The organism is Halovulum marinum, assembly GCF_009697225.1.
In the GTDB taxonomy this organism is placed as follows: Bacteria; Pseudomonadota; Alphaproteobacteria; order Rhodobacterales; family Rhodobacteraceae; genus Halovulum; species Halovulum marinum.
Genome location: NZ_WIND01000004.1, coordinates 115,824 through 134,050 on the forward strand (window position 1 = coordinate 115,824; position 18,227 = coordinate 134,050).

At 70.8% G+C, this 18,227-nt stretch carries 16 protein-coding genes; 12 read left to right on the top strand and 4 right to left on the bottom strand.

Annotated features, from left to right (window positions below; genetic code table 11):
* The first annotated feature begins 42 nt into the window (after positions 1-42).
* Positions 43-777 carry a FadR/GntR family transcriptional regulator gene (locus tag GE300_RS07770; RefSeq protein WP_154445980.1) on the top strand — a complete coding sequence of 245 codons (735 nt, stop codon included), beginning with the start codon at positions 43-45 and terminating at the stop codon, positions 775-777.
* Between the two features lie 142 nt (positions 778-919).
* The gene (locus tag GE300_RS07775; RefSeq protein ID WP_154445981.1) at positions 920-1,660 is read left to right on the top strand and encodes a GntR family transcriptional regulator; all 741 of its coding nucleotides are present in this window, start codon (positions 920-922) and stop codon (positions 1,658-1,660) included.
* A 22-nt stretch (positions 1,661-1,682) separates the two neighbouring features.
* Here the strand turns inward: GE300_RS07775 and GE300_RS07780 are convergent, their stop codons facing one another.
* Positions 1,683-2,159, bottom strand: a complete 477-nt coding sequence (locus tag GE300_RS07780) for a DUF411 domain-containing protein (protein ID WP_154445982.1) — start codon at positions 2,157-2,159, stop codon at positions 1,683-1,685.
* A gap of 491 nt (positions 2,160-2,650) precedes the next feature.
* Here GE300_RS07780 and GE300_RS07785 point away from each other — a divergent pair, with 491 nt between their 5' ends.
* The 10 genes from GE300_RS07785 to GE300_RS07830 all read left to right on the top strand — a co-directional run bounded on the left by GE300_RS07785 (position 2,651) and on the right by GE300_RS07830 (position 13,281).
* Entirely contained in the window at positions 2,651-4,111 is a 1,461-nt protein-coding gene (locus GE300_RS07785) for an aminotransferase class V-fold PLP-dependent enzyme (RefSeq protein ID WP_154445983.1), read from the top strand.
* A complete protein-coding gene (locus GE300_RS07790) occupies positions 4,108-5,448 on the top strand; it encodes an MFS transporter (RefSeq protein WP_154445984.1) in 1,341 nt (446 codons plus the stop codon). Before GE300_RS07785 ends, GE300_RS07790 begins: the two co-directional genes overlap by 4 nt.
* A 19-nt stretch (positions 5,449-5,467) precedes the next feature.
* The gene (locus tag GE300_RS07795; RefSeq protein WP_154445985.1) at positions 5,468-6,949 is read left to right on the top strand and encodes an NAD(P)-binding domain-containing protein; all 1,482 of its coding nucleotides are present in this window, start codon (positions 5,468-5,470) and stop codon (positions 6,947-6,949) included.
* Entirely contained in the window at positions 6,946-7,434 is a 489-nt protein-coding gene (locus GE300_RS07800; protein ID WP_325063152.1) for a hypothetical protein, read from the top strand. The genes GE300_RS07795 and GE300_RS07800 overlap by 4 nt, the downstream gene beginning before the upstream one ends.
* Entirely contained in the window at positions 7,434-8,021 is a 588-nt protein-coding gene (locus tag GE300_RS07805) for a peroxidase-related enzyme (protein ID WP_154445987.1), read from the top strand. The genes GE300_RS07800 and GE300_RS07805 overlap by 1 nt, the downstream gene beginning before the upstream one ends.
* On the top strand, positions 8,018-9,136 hold the full coding sequence (locus GE300_RS07810) for an NAD/NADP octopine/nopaline dehydrogenase family protein (protein ID WP_154445988.1): 1,119 nt from the start codon (positions 8,018-8,020) through the stop codon (positions 9,134-9,136). The genes GE300_RS07805 and GE300_RS07810 overlap by 4 nt, the downstream gene beginning before the upstream one ends.
* Before the next feature lie 70 nt (positions 9,137-9,206).
* A complete protein-coding gene (locus GE300_RS07815) occupies positions 9,207-10,313 on the top strand; it encodes an ABC transporter substrate-binding protein (protein ID WP_154445989.1) in 1,107 nt (368 codons plus the stop codon).
* Positions 10,314-10,404: 91 nt separating this feature from the next.
* The gene (locus tag GE300_RS07820) at positions 10,405-11,403 is read left to right on the top strand and encodes an ABC transporter permease (RefSeq protein ID WP_154445990.1); all 999 of its coding nucleotides are present in this window, start codon (positions 10,405-10,407) and stop codon (positions 11,401-11,403) included.
* Positions 11,400-12,185 (top strand): ABC transporter permease, encoded by a 786-nt coding sequence (locus tag GE300_RS07825; RefSeq protein ID WP_154445991.1) that lies wholly within the window; start codon positions 11,400-11,402, stop codon positions 12,183-12,185. Before GE300_RS07820 ends, GE300_RS07825 begins: the two co-directional genes overlap by 4 nt.
* A gap of 1 nt (position 12,186) precedes the next feature.
* Entirely contained in the window at positions 12,187-13,281 is a 1,095-nt protein-coding gene (locus GE300_RS07830) for an ABC transporter ATP-binding protein (protein ID WP_154445992.1), read from the top strand.
* 18 nt (positions 13,282-13,299) lie between these two features.
* On the opposite strand, the gene ligD is transcribed toward GE300_RS07830, so the two are convergent.
* From ligD to GE300_RS07845, 3 genes are read right to left on the bottom strand one after another with little or no spacing between them, the layout of a single operon-like run.
* Positions 13,300-15,669 (bottom strand): DNA ligase D, encoded by a 2,370-nt coding sequence (ligD, locus tag GE300_RS07835; protein ID WP_154445993.1) that lies wholly within the window; start codon positions 15,667-15,669, stop codon positions 13,300-13,302.
* 3 nt (positions 15,670-15,672) lie between these two features.
* On the bottom strand, positions 15,673-16,548 hold the full coding sequence (gene ku, locus GE300_RS07840) for a non-homologous end joining protein Ku (protein ID WP_154445994.1): 876 nt from the start codon (positions 16,546-16,548) through the stop codon (positions 15,673-15,675).
* A 45-nt stretch (positions 16,549-16,593) separates the two neighbouring features.
* Positions 16,594-18,096: a calcium-binding protein gene (locus GE300_RS07845; protein ID WP_154445995.1), complete on the bottom strand. Its 1,503-nt coding sequence runs from the start codon at positions 18,094-18,096 to the stop codon at positions 16,594-16,596.
* Positions 18,097-18,227 lie beyond the last annotated feature (131 nt).

An 18,227-nucleotide genomic window follows, 5' to 3' on the forward strand; every position in this document is an offset into this window, starting at 1 on the left:
GGATCGGCCCGGCACGCCCATGGCGTCTGACCGGGCGGGACCATGACCGGAACCGCATCCAGATCCGGGGGCAGGACGCTGGTGGCGTCGACCACCGAGGCGCTGCGCCGGCAGATCGACAGCGGCCGCTACCGCCCCGGCGACCGGCTGCCCAGCGAGGCACGGCTGACCGCGGAGTTCAACGTCAGCCGCACCGTGGTCCGCGAGGCGATCGCGACGCTGCGCGCCGACCGCCTGGTCGAGCCGCGGCAGGGCGCCGGCGTCTTCGTGCTGCCGCCGCCGGAACCGGTCGCGCTGCCGTTCCGGACCGTCGATCCGGCGCGGGTGTCGTCGATGATCGAGATGCTGGAGCTGCGCACCGCCGTCGAGTGCGAGGCCGCCGCGCTGGCGGCGCAGCGCCGCTCGCCCTCGCAGGAGGTGGCGATCCTCGAGGCGCTGCAGGCGGTGCGCGCCCGCGCCGCCGCCGGCCAGCCCACCGCCGAGGCGGATTTCGAGCTGCACCTGGCGATCGCGGACGCCACCAACAACCCGCGCTTCCGCGAGTTCCTGACCCTGATCGGCCCCGGCATGATCCCGCGCCGGGCGCTGGACGCCAGCTCGCCCGGGCCCGATCCGGCGGCATACCAGCGCGTGCTGGACGAGGAACACGAACGGATCGTCGCCGCCATCCTCGAAGGCGCGGAAGAGGCCGCGCGCCTGGCCATGCGCGATCATCTGCGCGGCAGTCAGGCACGGTACCGAAGGCTGCTGCGCCAGACCGCGCCGCCGGGCCCCTAGGCGCGGATCGGCCACCGGGCACGCCGCACCGGGCCCCATGGTGCCGCCGTTGCCGCCGTTGCCCCGCGCGGCCAAATGATCTAGGCGACCGGACGACAGCACCCGGCGCACCGGCGCCGGCCCCGCATTCCGCAGGTCAGCAATGGCATCGCCGCCGAAACCACCGCTGGACGACATCGCGCAGGCGCTTGGCGCCCGCGGCCCGGCCGTGGCCGGTGGCCCGGCCGCCAGCCGCATCTACGCCGACCTGCGGCAGCGCATCATCGATCTGGAACTGAAGCCCGACACCACCATCGCGCGGCAGGAGCTGGCGCGCGGCTACGGCGCCAGCCAGACGCCGGTGCGCGAGGCGCTGCAGCTGCTGGAGCAGGACGGGCTGGTGCGGGTCCACCCGCAGTCGCGCACCGTGGTCGCGCGGATCAGCGCGCACCAGCTGCACGAGACGCATTTCCTGCGCGTCGCGCTGGAGACCGAGGTGGTGCGGCAACTGGCCGGCGCGCGCGACACGGCCGCCAGCGACCGCGCCCGCAGCCTGGTGCGGATGCAGCAGACGCTGCTCGGCGATCCGGCGCAAATGGGGCTGTTCCTCGATCTCGACCGCGCCTTCCACGCCGGGCTGTTCGAGGCCGTCGGCATGCAGGGCCTGCACGCGCTGATGCTGCGCCGGCAGGGCCACCTGGCCCGCTGCCAGCGGCTGGAACTGCCGCGCGCCGGCAAGATGGTCGAGATCGTCACCGCCCACGCCGCCATCGTCGAGGCCATCGCCGCCGGCGATCCGGACGCCGCCGCGCGCGCGATGCGCGCGCATGTCACCGGCACGATCAACCGCGTCGCCGCGCTGCAGGCCGAGTTCCCGGATTATTTCGAACCCGCGCCGGCCTAGACCCGCCCGCCTGCCGCCACGGCTAGGCGGCGTCGTAGCGCGTGAACACTTCGCTCTCGCCGCCCGCGCGGACCAGCAGCACGTCGAACGCCTCGCGCTGGTCCTCGGGGCCCATCCCGGGCGAGCCGTAGGGCATTCCGGGCACCGCCAGGCCGACCGCCTCGGGGCGCTCCGAAAGCAGCCGCCGGATGTCGGCCACCGGCACATGGCCCTCGATGACATAGCCCTCGACCTTGCCGGTGTGGCACGATGCCAGCTCGGCCGGAATGCCGTTCTCCAGCTTGTAGCGCGCCAGCTGCGCGCCGACCGCCGCCTCGGTCGTCACGTCGAAACCCTCGGCCTCGAGGATCTCGATCCAGCCCGCGCAGCAGCCGCAGTTCGGGTCCTTCATGACATGGATCGCAGGCACCGCCGCGCGGCCGGGGCGGGGCAGGACAAGCGCCAGCGCCAGGGCCCCGGCAGAGGTCAGGACGGCGCGGCGGGTCAGGATGTTCGGCATTCTCGGCACTCCATGGTTCGGCGACTTCCGGCGCCGCGGCGATCCGCGGGCGGGCCTCAGGCCGGCTCACCGGACCGGCGGCACGGGTGAAGCCGGCGCGCGCGCGGTCTCGCGGCCCCGGACGCAGCAATATGGGCGGGTCGCGCGACAAGTCACGTCGTTTCCGCGCTCCCCGGGCCGTGGCGGGAAACCGCACAGCTGCCGACCGAACGTCGTGCTGCGCCCTCAAGCCGGCGGACGGTCAGGCGCGGATCCGCGCCGGCCGCGGCGAACCGAAGTCCGCCGCCGCTGCGGGAACTGTCGACCGAAGTGTCGTCATGGGTCGCAGGATAGCTATCTTTCGACAAGATCGGGATCATGATCCGGTTCTTGATCGTTAGGGCGTTCAAATCCTCGCCTTCAGGCCGGATGAACGCAAACTTCGGGGATGATTTCTCTCTCCGGCGCGGCGACGATTGCCGCAGAAAGCCAGCTCAGCACCCGGAGGATCCATGTCCCTGTTCGCCGAATTCACCCGCGATCTTGCCAGCCGCGATCCGGTCGCGGCGCTGCGCGACGGGCTGATCGGCGAAGACGCGGTCGTGGACGGCCCGTTCGGCGCCCGGCCGCTGGTCTACGCCGACCATGTCGCCTCGGGGCGGGCGCTGGCCCAGGTCGAGGATTTCATCCGCGACCGCGTGCTGCCCTACTACGCCAACAGCCACACCGAGGCATCCCATTGCGGCGCGTTTTGCACCCGCCTGCGCGAGGAGGGCCGCGCCCGAATCGCCCGACTGGTCGGCGCGGACGAGGGTCGCAGCGTGGTGTTCGCGGGCGCCGGCGCGACCCACGGGCTGAACCGGATCGCGGGCCTGCTGGACATCCCCGGGGTCCGCGCGGCGGGCGGCCGCGCCGTGGTGCTGGTCGGCCCGTACGAGCACCATTCCAACCTGCTGCCCTGGCGCGAAAGCGGCGCCGAGGTGGTCGAGATCCCCGAGGCCGCGGCCGGCGGGCCGGACCTGGACGCGCTGCGGGCGGAACTGCGCGCCGCGCAGGGCGCCGCGCTGATCGTCGGCGCGTTCTCGGCGGCGTCGAACGTCACCGGCATCCTGACCGACACCGACGCGGTCACCCGCCTGCTGAAGGCGCACGGCGCGCTGGCGGTCTGGGACTACGCCTGCGGCGCGCCCTACATCGCCATGGACATGGGCGGCGCGCCGGACTGCCGGAAGGACGCGATCGTGTTCTCGGCGCACAAGTTCGCCGGCGGGCCCGGCGCCTCGGGCGTGGCGGTGATCCGCGACGCGATCGCCCGCCGCGCCACGCCGACCCTGCCCGGCGGCGGCACCGTCAGCTTCGTCTCGCCCTGGGCGCACGTCTATTCCGGCGACCTGGCCCACCGCGAGGAGGGCGGCACCCCGAATGTCGTCGGCGACATCCGCGCCGCGCTGGTGATGCTGGCCAAGGCGGCCATCGGCCAGGACCGGCTGGACGCGCGGCTGCGGGCGCTGCGCGCGCGGGCGCTGTCGGTCTGGTCGCGCAACCCGGCGATCGAGCTGCTGGGCAATCCCGCCGCGCCCGCCCTGCCGGTGTTCTCGTTCCGTGTCCGCGACCGGCGCGGCGGCCATGTCCACCACCAGTTCTTCACCCGGCTGCTGTCCGACCTGCACGGCATCCAGGCGCGCGGCGGCTGCGCCTGCGCCGGCAGCTATGCGCACCGGCTGCTGGGGCTGGACCGGGCGGCGTCGGACCGGATGCTGGCGGCCATAGCCGCCGGGCGCGAGACCGAGAAGCCGGGCTGGGTGCGGCTGAACCTGTCGCCGCTGATGACCGACGCGAAGGCGGATTTCGTCATTTCGCGGGTGGACGATCTTGCGCGCGATGCCGCAGACTACCGCCCGCATTACACAGTCGACGAACGCACCGCGCGCTTCACGCCGCGCACCGCCAGACCGGAGACGATCGCAAGATGAGCTCGCCTTTCCGCCACGCCGGATTCCGTACCTTCTACGCCGCGCAGATCCTGTCGCTGGTCGGCATCGGGCTGATGACCGTGTCGCTGTCGCTGAGCGCGTTCTCGTTCGGCGGCGTCGCCGCGGGCGGCTGGATCTTCGGCGGCCTGCTGGCGATCAAGATGGTGGCCTATGTGCTGATCGCGCCGGTGGCCGAGACGCTGCTGGCGCCGCTGCCGCGGCGCGCGACGCTGGTCGGCATCGACCTGATCCGGCTGGCGATGGTCGGCGCGATGGGGCTGGCCGGCGCACCGTGGCAGATCGCGCTGCTGGTGTTCCTGTTCTTCGCCGCCTCGTCGGGGTTCACGCCGCTGTTCCAGGCCACCCTGCCCGAGATGCTGCCCGAGGAGGAAACCTATACCCGCGCGCTGGGCCTGTCGCGGCTGGCCTACACGCTCGAGGCGATCCTCAGCCCCGCCATCGCCGCGCTGGCGCTGACGCTGGTGCCGGCGAACGCGCTGTTCTTTCTTGCGGCGCTGGCGTTCCTGGGCTCGATGCTGGCGCTGGCCGTGACCGCGCTGCCGGCCGCCGCGCCGGCGATCAAGGCGCCGTTCCTGCGCCGGGTCTCGAAGGGGATGACGATCTACTTCCGCACGCCCCGGTTGCGCGGGCTGTTCCTGCTGAACCTCGCGCTGTCGCTGGCGATGGCCTGGGTGATCGTCAACACCGTGGTCTATGCCGGCAAGCACCTGGGCGCGCCCGAGCGCTACTACACCCTGCTGATGGGCTGCTACGGCGTCGGCGCGGCGGCGGCGGCGCTGATCGTGCCCCGGCTGCTCGACCGCGCCACCGCGCGCGGGGTGATGGCGGGCGGCGCCTTCCTGTTCGCGGCGCTGGGGCTGCTGGTGCTGGCGCCGCTGCCGCTGCCGGCGCTGATGCTGCTCTGGGCGGGCTTCGGCGCCGCCTCGTCGATGGTGCTGACGCCCGGCGGGCTGGTGCTGGTGCGCTCGGCGGCGTCGGCGGACCGCCCGGCGATCTTCGCGGCGCAGTTCTCGCTGTCGCACGCCGGCTGGCTGCTGGCCTATCCGCTGGCGGGCTGGCTGGGATCCGTGACAAGCCCGGGGGCGGCGATGGCGGTGCTCAGCCTGGCCTGTGCCGCGGTGGCGCTGGCCGGGCTCCGGGCCTGGCCCGCCGACGATCCGGCGGAACGGGCGCACAGCCACCCGGACCTGCCGCCGGAGCATCCGCACCTGCGCGCGCACCCGGCCGACGGCGGCAGACGCCGGCATGTGCATGCCTTCGTGATCGACGATCTGCACCGGGTCTGGCCGGGCCGCGCCGCGGCGCAGGACGCATGAGAAAGGACCACCGCCGGACATGACGAACAGCAGCTCTTCCCCGACCGACGGCCAGGGCCTCGCGGCGCTGACGGCCCGCCTGCACGAGGATCTCGGCTTCCTGTGCTATCCCGGCAAGGCGTGGGTGCCGCCGCGCGCGGTGGACGGCCGGCAGGTCGAGGACGTGGTGATCATCGGCGGCGGCATGTGCGGCCTGGTGGCGTGGCTGGCGCTGCGCACCGGCGGGCTGCACCGGGTGCGGATGCTGGACCGCGCCCCCGCCGGGCTGGAAGGGCCGTGGCTGAACTATGCCCGGATGGAGACGCTGCGCTCGCCCAAGCAGCTGACCGGCCCCGCCTTCGGCCTCGGTGCGCTGACCTTCCAGGCGTGGTACCGCGCCCAGTTCGGCGCGAAGTCGTGGGAACTGCTGCACCGGATCCCGCGCCCGATGTGGATGGACTACCTGCGCTGGTACCGCGACGCGCTGGCGGTGCCGATCGAGAACGGCGTCTCGGTCGACCGGGTGGAACCGCAGGGCGACCTGCTGCGGCTGACGGTCTCGGGCGCGGCAGAGGGCACGATCCTGACCCGCAAGCTGGTGATGGCGACGGGGCGCGACGGCACCGGGCGGCCGAACATCCCCGGCTTCATGCAGGGCCTGCCCCGGCACCTGTGGGCGCACAGCTCGGACGATATCGACTTTGCCGCGCTGAAGGGCCGCAAGGTCGCGGTGATCGGCGTCGGCGCCTCTGCCGTGGACAACGCCGCCGAGGCGCTGGAGCATGGCGCGGCCGAGGTGCGCCACCTGATCCGCCGCCCGGAAATGCCGACGATCAACAAGATGATGGGCATCGGCAGCTTCGGCTTCACCAGCGGCTACGCGGGCCTTCCCGACGAATGGCGCTGGCGCTTCATGCACTACAGCTTCGCCACCCAGACCCCGCCGCCGCACGGCTCGACCCTGCGGGTCAGCCGGCACCCGAACGCGCGTTTCCACTTCGGCAAGGCCACCACCCGCGTGACCGAGGAAGGCAGCGGCGTGCGCATCCACTTCGCCGACGGCACCAGTTACCTTGCGGATTTCCTGATCCTCGGCACCGGCTTCGTCACCGACCCCAAGCAGCGCGTCGAATTCGGCGCGGCGGCCGAGATGATCCAGCTGTGGCAGGACGTCTACACGCCCCCCGCGGACGAGGCCGACGCCGATCTGGGCCGGTTCCCCTACCTCAACCCCGACTTCACCTTCCGCGAGAAGGTGCCGGGCCAGGCCCCGTGGCTGGGCAATGTCTACTGCTTCAACTACGGCGCGACGGCGAGCCTCGGCAAGGTCAGCGGCGACATTCCCGGTGTTTCGGACGGGGCGGCGTGGCTGGCGCGCGAGATCGCGGCCAGGCTCTATGCCGAGGACGTCGAACAGCACTGGCAGGGGATGCAGGATTATGCGACCCCCGAACTGACCGGCGAAGAATGGACGCCGACGGAGCTGCCGTCGGAAGACGACAAGAAAGGCAAGGTGGCGTGAGCGACATCTGGACGACAACCGCCGTCGCCGCGGGCGGCGCGACCGAAGGCGGCCCCGCCTCGGGCGCGGTAGGCCTGCGGGCGAAGGTGATGGAAATGACCCGGACCGCCGAGGACGCGGTGCTGGCCCCGGCCGATCCCGGCGCCTGGCCGCACGACCTGCGCGCCGCGCTGGCCGTCCGCATCGCCCGGCTGAACGCCGCCGGGGACGTCGCCGTCCGCTATGCCGCCCGGATGCAGGGCGACGAATTCGCCGCCCTCGCGGACCCGGCCGAAACCGGCGCGGCGCTTGGCCTGTCACATGTCGTCACCTTCATGGACAAGGTCGCCGCCAGGCCGCGCGACATCGCGGCCGGGGATATCTCGGCCCTGCAAGCGGCGGGCGTGGCCGACGCCGACATCGTGCGCCTGTGCGAGCTGAACGCCTTCCTCGCCTACCAGCTTCGGCTGATCGCCGGGCTGAAACTGATGACGGGAGCGGCGTGATGGCCAAGATCGTGCACAAGTTCACCCGCGACGTGCCGCACTGGCAACCGCGCGTGACCCCGGTGAACCTGGAGGAGGCGACCGAGGCGCAGCTCGAGGCGCTTCAGGTCACGCCGTCGAACACGAAGGTTTCCGATTACGTCCTGACGCTGGCCCATGACGTCGAGTCGCTGAAGGTGCGCTCGCCGCTGTTCAACGCGATCATGTACGACAAGGGCGGGCTGGGCCGCGCCGGGCGCGAGATCGGCGCGCTGGCCGCCTCGATGGTCAACCGCTGCGTCTATTGCGCCGCCGTCCACGCCGCCCGCCACGCGCAGCTGGAAAAAAGCACCGAGCTGACCGACAAGCTGTTCGAAAAGGGCGCGGACGCCGACCTGGACCCGCGCGACCGGGCGATCTTCGACTTCGCCCGCAAGCTGTCCGACTGCCCCTCGCAGGCCGATGCGGACGACATGCAGGCGCTGCGCGACGCCGGGCTGGACGAGGACGAGATCCTCGACCTGATCCTGTCGGCTTCGCTGTTCGGCTGGGCCAACCGGCTGATGCACGTCCTCGGCGATCCCGTCAGAACCGAGGTGGACGCATGAGCACCGATCCGATCCGCGTCGGCATCGCCGGCGCAGGCTCCATCGCCATGGCCAGCGCCGTGCTGGTCGAGCGCAACGGCCACCGCGCAACGCTCTGGTCGCCCTCGGGCAAGGGCACCACCGAGCTTGGCGGCGAGGGCGCGCTGGAGGCCACCGGCGCGGTCGAAGGCCGCTTCTCTCCGGCCGTCGCGGGCAGCGCGCAGGCGCTGGCCGAGGGTGCGGACGTGATCCTGATCGCCCTGCCGGGCTATGGCCACAAGACGGTGATGGAGGCGCTTGCCCCGCACCTGCGCGAGGGCCAGCAGGTGATCGTCTCGTCCCACTGCTCGTTCGGCGCCCTCTACCTGGGCAGGCTGCTGGCGGAGCGCGGCCTGACCCTGCCGATCACCGCCTGGGGCACCACCGCCGCCACCGGTCGGCGCCAGTCGGGCACCCACGTCAAGGTCAACACCGTGCGCGCCCGCATCGACATGTGCACCGTGCCGGTGGAGCGGCAGGACCAGGCGCTGGCCACCTGCACCGCACTGTTCGGCGAGGTGTTCGTGCCCCGCGACGGGTTGCTGGCGATCACGCTGTCGAACCTCAATCCGCAGAACCACATGGGCATCGCCCTGGGCAACATGACCCGGATGGAGCGCGGCGAGGACTGGAGCCAGGGCCAGAACGTCACCCCCAACGTCGGCCGCCTGCTGGAACGGCTCGACGAGGAACGGCTGGCGATCGCAAAGGCGCTGGGGCTGGAGGTCAAGACCATCTTCGAGCACTTCCACCAGTCGTTCCACGTCCCCGTCGGCTCGATCGCGGACATGAACCGGCAGATGCACGCCGAGGGCAACGGCGGCACCGGCCCCGCCACCGCCGACAGCCGCTATGTGACCGAGGACGTGCCCTACGGGCTGTGCCAGACCGTCGTGCTGGGCGAGCTCGCGGGCCGTCCGGCGGTGCTGCACCAGGCCGGGGTCGAGATCTTCTCGGCGATGTACGGGCGCGACTTCGCCGCCGAAAACGCGCTTCTCGAAGCGCTGCGCCTGCGCGAGTATGCGCTCGGGGACCTTGCGCTGGCGGCGCGCACCGGGCAGCTTCCGCGGCGCGCGCCGCACCAGGCCTCCGCATGACCGGGCAGCAGAGGGCCGTCAGAGCCCGCGACCAACACAGAAGACCGCATACCAACAAGGAGAAAAACGTATGACCAAGCTGATCATCGACCGCCGCCGCTTCATCGGCACCGCGGCCGCCACCGCCGGCGCGCTTGCCTCGCCGGCCTACATTGGCCGCGCCCGCGCGCAGGGCGGCGAGGTCAACGTCTGGACCTATGCCGACTTCGTGCCCGAGTCGTTCAAGGAGCAGTTCGAGGCCGACACCGGCATCAAGGTGAACATCCGCCTGGTCGATGACCAGGGCAAGCAGTTCAACCTGCTGGCCGCCGAGCAGCCGAACCCGACCGCCGACATCGTCACCGTCGCCGGCCACCGCTTCCTGCAGTTCATCGACAGCGAACTGCTGGCGCCGCTGGACACCGGCCGGCTGTCGAACTGGGGCACGATCAACCCGGTCTATTCGGAAAGCGACTGGTCGACCATCAACGGCAACAAGTGGGGCGCGCCGATCCTGTCCGGCATGGAAGTGCTGGCCTACAACTCCGAGATGGTGCCGGACGAGGACACCAGAAGCTGGGAGCCGTTCTTCTCGGACAAATACGCCAAGCAGACCGCCTATGTCATCCAGGACATGCTGTCGATCGTCATGCTGATGCAGGGCAACGACGGCAACATGGTCGAGTACATGGGCGATCCCGACCGCGCCGCCGAGGTGGTGGCCCAGGCCCGCGACTTCCTGATCGAGAAGAAGCCGCTGGTGCGCAAGTACTACGACGGCGGCGCCGAGGTGCAGCAGATGTTCGTCAACCAGGACATCACCATGGCCTGCGCCTGGAACGGCCCGATCGCGGCGCTGATGGCCGACGGCTTCCCGGTGTCGATGACGATCCCGAAAGAAGGCAGCTACGGCTTCGTCTACACCTACAACGTGGCCAACAACGCGCCCAACGCCGACAACGCCTACACCTTCCTCGACGCGATCCTGGCCTCGCCCGAGATCGGCGCGGCGATGACCTCGGCCTCGGGCTTCATCTCGACCTTCAAGGGCGCCGAGCAGCATCTGACCGAGGCCGAGAAGGCCGCGACCTCGTTCACCGACGAGGAACTGGCCGGCATGCGCTTCTTCCGCGCCGAGGCGAACGATCTGAAGTACAGCCTGGTCGATCCGGCGGTCGAGGCGATCAAGGCCGCCTGATCCCGCCTTTCGGCACGTCACCCGGCGGCCCGGCGCGACATCGGGCCGCCGCCCCCGGCGCGGATACCGCAGTCCGGCAGAGGACGAATACATGATTGACCACGCCGCACAGGCGAAGACGGGATCGGATGTCGCCGCCGCCGACGATCCGCAGGGCAGACCGACCTTCTGGGGCCGCGTCACCGGCAACCGCGCCTACCGGGCGCTGGTCGCGGTCCTCTTCGCCAGCCCGCGCCGGCAGTTCCTGATCCTGGCGGCGTTCCCGCTGGTCTGGGTGGTGACGCAGCACCTGGGCCCGATGCTGCAGATGCTGAACGTCAGCCTGCTCGAATCCTATCCGCTGTCGGCGGGCGAGGAGGCGTCGCTGACCTTCGAGCACTACCGCAAGTTCACCGCCGACGGCGGGCTGTTCCTGAAGCCCTTCTTCCGCACGCTGACCTTTGGCGTGGTGCTGACCTTCGCGACGCTGCTGATCACCTATCCGGTGGCCTACTTCCTGGCGCGGCATGTGAAGCGCGAGAACCAGCTGTCGCTGCTGCTGCTGCTGCTGATCCCGTTCTGGACCGGCGAGATCGTGCGCACCTATGCGATCATGATCCTGCTGGGCAACAACGGCGCGGTGAACCTGGCGCTGCAGTGGCTGGGGCTGGTCGAACGGCCGATCCCGTTCATGTACACCGGCTTTTCCGTCAGCGTCGGCCTGATCTACCTGACCGCGCTCTACATGCTGCTGCCGCTGTACTCGGCGCTGGAGAAGCTGCCGCGCAGCTATTCCGAGGCCGCCGCCGACCTGGGCGCGGGCACCTGGACGCGCTTCCGCCGCATCACCCTGCCGCTGACGCTGGAAGGCATCGGTTCGGGCTGCACGCTCGTGTTCCTGATCTCGATCGGCTACTACGGCACGCCGGTACTGCTGGGCGGGCCGAACACCACCGTATTCGCCGAGACCATCGCCGGCTTCTTCCACACCGCCGGCGACGAGTGGCCGACCGGCGCCGCGTTCGCGGTGATCATGTTCTTCACCGCGCTGGCGATGGCGGGGATCTTCACCCGGCTGATCGCGATGCTGCGCAAGGGGGACAGCAGATGACCCGCAACTCCCGCGTGTTCCTGTCGATCGTGTTCTGGGCCTTCGTGGTCTACCTGTTCGTGCCGCTGGCGCTGATGATCCTGATGGGCTTCAAGGACTCGAAGTTCATCGGCTTTCCGATCCAGTCGTGGACGCTGGACTGGTACCTGGGCGTGTTCGAGGACACCGACGTCATCGGCACCTTCTTCTACTCGCTGGCCATCGCCGTCGCCTCGACCGCGATCTCGGTGGTGATGGGCACCTGGCTGGCGGTGCTGCTGACCGGGCGCCGGTTCCTGGGCCGCGGCGCGGTCTACGCGCTGATGATCCTGCCGGCGCTGGTGCCGGGGATCATCTCGGCGATCGCGTTCCGGATCTACGCCCGCCAGCTGGGGATCGAGCCGGGCATGGGCGCGATCATCTGGGCGCACGCGGTGCACAACGTGCCGTTCGTGACGCTGGTGGTGATGGCGCGGCTGTCGACGCAGCCGAAAAGCTATGCCGAGGCGGCGCGCGATCTGGGCGCCGACCCGCTGGTGACCTTCGTGCGCGTCACCCTGCCGTATCTGAAACCCGCGATCATCGGCGCCTCGGTGTTCTGCCTGCTGCTGTCCTTCGACGACTTCGTGCGGTCGTTCTTCCTGGGCAGCTACCAGCCGACGCTGCCGGTGCTGATCTTCTCCAAGCTGCGCTCGGGCATGTCGCCGGAAATCAACGCGATCTCGACCATCGCGCTGGTGCTGACGGCGGTGCTGGGCATCTGGGCCGAACGGTCCAGCCGGCGGATGAACAAGGAAAACTGACATGGCCGACCCCCGCGATCCCATCGTCCGCCTCGACGGCATCTCGAAGCGCTTCGGCAAGACCACCGCGCTGCACGAGCTGCACCTGAGCATCGCGCCGGGCGAGTTCGTGACCTTCCTCGGCCCGTCGGGCTGCGGCAAGTCCACCACCCTGCGCCTGCTGGGCGGGTTCGAGAAGACCGACAGCGGCCGCATCCTGCTGGAAGGGAAGGACGTGACCGCGCTGCCGCCGAACAAGCGCAACGTGAACATGGTGTTCCAGGACTACGCCATCTTCCCGCACATGACGGTGGCGCAGAACATGGCCTTCGGGCTGGAGCTGAAGGGCCTCGACCGCGCCGCGATCGACCGCCGCCTGAACGAGATCATGTCGTTCCTGGAACTGGAGCCCTTCGCCGGCCGCTACGCCTCGCAGCTGTCGGGCGGCCAGCGGCAGCGCGTGGCGCTGGCCCGCGCGCTGGCCCCGGACCCGGCGCTGCTGCTGCTGGACGAGCCGCTGGGCGCGCTCGACGCCAAGCTGCGCGGCCAGGTCCAGATCGAGCTGAAGGCGATCCAGCGCCAGACCCACAAGACCTTCTTCTTCGTCACCCACGACCAGGACGAGGCGCTGACCATGTCCGACCGGATCGTGGTGATGAACGCCGGCCGGGTGGAGCAGGACGGCACCCCCGAAGAGCTGTACTTCCGCCCCGCCACCCGCTTCGTCGCCGAGTTCATCGGCGAGACCAACCTGATCGACGGCACCGTGCGCGGCATCGACCGCGACCGCTCCGAGGTGGTGATGGACTGGCGCGGGATCGAGCTGCGCGGCCAGGCGCCCGCCGGCGTGCCCGCCGCCGGCCAGGACGTCACCGCCTCGCTGCGGCTGGAGCGGCTCAGCTTCCACGAGGGCCGGCCGGACACGCCCAACGCGGTGCGCGGCCGGATCGTCAACCGCACCTTCCTGGGCAGCCGGATGGCGGTGGACCTGCAGGTCGAGGACGTCTCGGGCGCGCGGCTGCGCGCGTTCACCGACCACGACACCACCTCCCGTGTCGGCGACGCGCCGGTGTGGATCGGCTGGGACAGCGCCAGCCTGGCGGTGCTGACCTCGTGACCGGACGGCGCGCCGCGCTCAGCGGCGGATCGCCCGCTCCAGCCGCTCGACGACCTGCGTGCCGACCGACTGCGCGCCCAGCGCCTGCAGCGGGCAGTGCCGCGACAGCCGCGCGCGCGCCGCGCCCATGTCGAAGCCGTTCGCGGACGTCAGCTTCGCCAGCTCGTCCCAGCTGACCGGCACCGCGACCGGCGCGCCGGGGCGCGCGCGCACCGACCACGGCGCGATCGCGGTGGCACCGCGCTCGTTGCGCAGCCAGTCGATGAAGATCCGCCCCTTGCGCCGCGCCTTCGACATCGTCGCCACGAACCGGTCCGGCTGCGCGTCGGCGAAGTGCTGCGCCACGGTGTGCGAGAATCCCTTGATCGTGTCCCAGCCGCTGGTGCGGCGCAAATGGGCGATCACATGCACCCCCTTGCCGCCGGTCACCATCGGCGCGGTCTCGACCCCGATCCCGGCCAGAAAGTCGCGCAGCTCCGCCGCCGCGTCGCGCACCGCGGCGAACTGAAGCCCCTCGTCCGGGTCCAGGTCGAACACCAGCCGGTCGGGCCGGTCCAGCCGGTCGGCGCGCGCGCCCCACAGGTGGAACTCGATCGCGCCCACCTGCGCCGCCGCGACCAGCGCCCCGGGGCTGTCCAGCATCATGTATTCCGCCGTCTTGCCCGAGCGTTCCTCGATCCCGACCCGACCGATCGCCTCGGGAAAGCCCTTGCCGGCGTGCTTCTGGAAGAAGCATTCGCCGTCGATCCCCTCGGGGCAGCGCAGCAGCGACACCGGGCGGGCGGCGGCGGTCTGCAGCAGCCGCTCGGCGGCGGCGTCGTAGTACCGCGCCAGGTCGCCCTTGGTGCACCCGGCCTCGGGGAACACGGTCCGCTCCGCGCTGGAGATCTTCACCCCGCGCAGCGTCAGCTCTGCCGCGGTTTCCATCCGCACCTCCTTCGCCGGCTTGTCCTGCCGCAGCCCGCGGAAGGTGCCGTGCCGCACCGCGCCGCCATCGGTCAGTTCCGCGAAATCGATCTCGGCGACCAGCTCCGGCGTCACCCACTGCGCGCCGCGCGCCACCGACCGCGGCACCGCGTCGTCGAACGGGCTGGTCTTGCGCCGCCGCACCCGCGCCGCGACCCGCTCCAGGTCGGCATCCGAGAACCCGGCCCCGACCCGGCCGCGATACACCAGCCGGTCGCCCTCCCACGCGCCGATCAGCACCGAGGCGAACGGCCGCCCCTGCGCCTGCGAGGGCGTCAGCCCGCCGATCACGAACTCCTGCCGCCGCGTCGCCTTGATCTTCAGCCACGCGCCGCTGCGCCGCCCGGTGTAGGGCGCGTCCAGCCGCTTCGAGACGATGCCCTCGCCGCCGGCTTTCGCGATCGCCGCGAACACCGAGGGCCCGCGCCCGACCACATGCTCGCTGAGAAACACCGCGCCGGCCTTCGGCTGCCCCGCCAGCAGCGCCGCCAGCGCCGGCTTGCGCTCGGACAGCGGGCGCTTGACCAGCGGCTTGCCGTCCAGCTCCAGCAGGTCGAACGCGGCGAAGCGCACCTTGCGCCCGGCCTCCAGATCCTGCTGCAACGCCGAAAAGGTCGATCCCTCGCCGCCGCGCGCCGAGACCACCTCGCCGTCGATCAGCGCGTTGCGGCAATCCAGCCGCGCGAACGCCTCGGGCAGCCCGGCGAAGCGGTCGGTCCAGTCCTTGCCCGAACGGGTGTACAGCCGCACCCCGTCGCGGCCCAGCGCCGCCAGGCAGCGATAGCCGTCGAACTTGGTCTCGTGCAGCCAGTCATCTCCGCCGGGCGCGGCGTCGACCAGCCTGGCCAGCTGCAGCGGGCGGAACGCCGGCGTCTTCAGATCGAAGCCGGCGGGCGGGGCGCCGCGCTCGTCGGCGGCGTCGAGCGCGCCGGTGGCCTCGGCGTCGCGTTCCTTGATCAGCAGCCAGTTCTCGCGCGACTCGCCGTTCTTCGGCCGCATCCGCACCAGCGTCCAGCCGCCGGTCAGCCGGTCGCCCTTCAGCGCGAACTTCAGCTTGCCCTCCGCCAGCCCGGCGTCGACGTCGCCTTCGGGCACCCACTGCCCCTCGTCCCACAGCTCCACCCGGCCGGCGCCGTAATGGCCGGCGGGGATCTCGCCCTCGAAGGTGCGGTAGTCCAGCGGGTGGTCCTCGGTGCGCACCGCCAGCCGCTTGTCGGCCGGGTCGGTGGACGGACCCCTGGTCACGGCCCAGCTGAGCAGCGCGCCGTCCCATTCCAGCCGCAGGTCGAAATGCAGCCGCCGGGCGTGGTGCTTCTGGATCGAATAGCCCAGGCCGCGCCTGCGGCCCCGGCCCGCGCGGCCCTTCGGCTCGGGCGTAGCGCGGAAGTCGCGGCGGCGGTTGTACTCCTCCAGCCGCGACATCGGCTAGGCCGACTTCTTGCGGGTCGCGGTCTTGCGGCCGGTGGACTTGGCGCGCGACGCGGTCTTGCCGCCCCGGCCCTTGCCGCCGCCGGCGCTGTCCAGGCTCTGCTTCAGCGCCGCCATCAGGTCGACGACGTTGCCGCCGTCCTCGGGCAGATCCTTGTCCTCGGCGGTGACGCGCTTCGCGCCTTTCGACCTGGTCTTGCGGGTCACCAGCTCGCGCAGCGCCACGGCGTAGTTGTCCTTGAAGGCGCTGGCGTCGAACGGCGCGCTGCGCTTCTCGATCAGCTGCTCGGCGACCTCCAGCAGCTCGTCCTCGGGCGGATCGTCGGCAATGTCGCGGAACAGCGGATCGGCCTCGGCGATCTCGTCGGCATAGTGCAGCGTCTCCAGCAGCAGGCCGTCGCCGCAGGGCCGGATCGCGGCCAGATGCTCGCGCCCGCGCAGGGTGACCTGGCACAGGCCGGTCTTCTCGGTCCGGCGCAGCGCGTCGCGCACCACCCGGTAGGCGTCCTGCGCCAGATCGTCGGCGGGCACCAGGTAGTAGGGCTTGTCGTAGTACAGCGGCGGGATCTCGCAGGCGCCGACGAACTGGACGACCTCCATCGTCTTCTTCGTCTCCAGCCGGATCGCGTCGACCTCCTCCGGGTCCAGCAGGACGTAATCGTCCTTGCCAAGCTCGTAGCCCTTGACGATGTCGCCGGTATCGACCGGGCCGACGCCGGGCACCACCTTCTGGTATTTCACCGGCTTGCCGCTGGGTTCGTGGATCTGCCGGAACGAGATGCGCGCACCGCTGTTGGTCGCGGTGTAAAGTTCCACCGCGATCGAGACCAGCGACAGCCGCAACTGCCCCTTCCAGACGGGACGTTTCGCCATGGCACCTCCAAGCAGGAAAACGCGGCCGGCGGCGCGCCGGTTCCCTCAGCCGAAGATGAACATGTCGTCCTTCCACGCCGACAGGTCCCACGGCTCGCCGTCGGGGCTGGCCAGTCGGATGATGTCGGCACCGACCTTGATCACCGCGCCGTTGATCCGCGCCCCCAGGTAGACCGAGGACGGGTGGTTCACATGGTCGAAATCGGTCAGGTCGATGCGGTCGATTCCGGGCTGGAAATCGGTGATCCAGTCGGTGCGCCCGTCGGGCAGGAACTCGAACACGTCGGCGCCGGCGCCGCCGGTCAGCACGTCGCGGCCGCGCCCGTCGATCAGCCGGTCGTCGCCGCCCTTGCCCAGCAGCGTGTCGGACCGGCCCATGCCCCAGATCACGTCGTCGCCGGCGGTGCCGACGATGTGGTCGGGCACGGCGTCGCCGCGCAGATCCTGCCCCGAACGCGACAGGTCCACGATCAGCTCGGTCACGCCGTCCTCCAGCGTCGAGCCGACGTAGACGTACGCGGTCCCGTCCACCACCTGCACCTCCAGCGAGGACACGTCCGCCAGCGTGGTGAAGAACTCGTCGCGCACCGATTCCAGGTGCACCAGCTTGCCGCGGTAGGTCAGCTCGAACAGGCTGACGCCGTCGTCCGATCCCGCGGCGACGACGAAGGTGCGGTCGAGGGTCTGGAACACCTCGATGTCGCGCACTCCCTCGAAGCGGGTGTCCAGCGTGTCCTCCTCGTCGTCGACCATGTTCAGTCGCGCGCCCTGCGACACCCGCAGCACGGTGATCGAATCGGACTCCGCCGCCGCCACCAGCAGGAAGGCCCGCGGCCCGATCTGCACCGTCTCCAGATCGCTGGCCGAGGCGAAATGCCCGGCGTTCTGCGGCACCGCGCGATCCCCCAGCAGCAGCTTGCCGTTGTCGCGCACGTCGAAGCTGTGCACCCCCGGATCGCCGGCCGAGGCGGCGAACAGCATCTGCCGGCCATGCAGTACGCCGGCGTGCAGGTCGGTGACGTCCCCCAGCCGCCGCCAGGCGGTGTCGTTCACGGTCTGGATGTGGGTGACCACGTCGTAGCGGTCGATGCGGAACACCTCGAACCCCGGCGCGCCGAACCGGGTGCTGTAGATGTAGCTGCGATCGCCCGAGGCGAACGCGGTTCCGGCCAGCCCGCGCGCGTACAGCGCCGGATCGCCGCCCAGCTGCTGTTCCAGCGTCAGCCCGCCGCCGGCGTCCAGCCCGAACAGCGCGTAGTTGTCGTCGTACCGGCCCAGCGTCAGCACGTCGGCGCCGTCCGGGCGCGGCACCAGCACCAGATCGCTCAGCGCGTCGGTGCCGGTGGCGTCGCTGCGCTCGACCCGCGCCGCGACCTGCGGCAGGCTGCCCGCCTCGATCCGGAACGAGGTCACGCTGCCCTGAAGTTCCGAGCCGGCAATCAGGTAATCGCCGCCGGGTCCGGAGACGAACTCAAGATCCGAAACCCCGTAGATCGGCGCAAGACTGTCGGCGACAATCACGAAGCCGAATTCGATTACAGTTCCCATGACACCCCTGCAAGTATTCGCGGAGATAACCCGCCTTGCATGGCTCATGGTTTCAGGGCCGGATAAACAGCCGGCTAAGCGAACATGACCGGCAACTTAATTATGAATGCGAGTCAACGTAAACGGGCGTT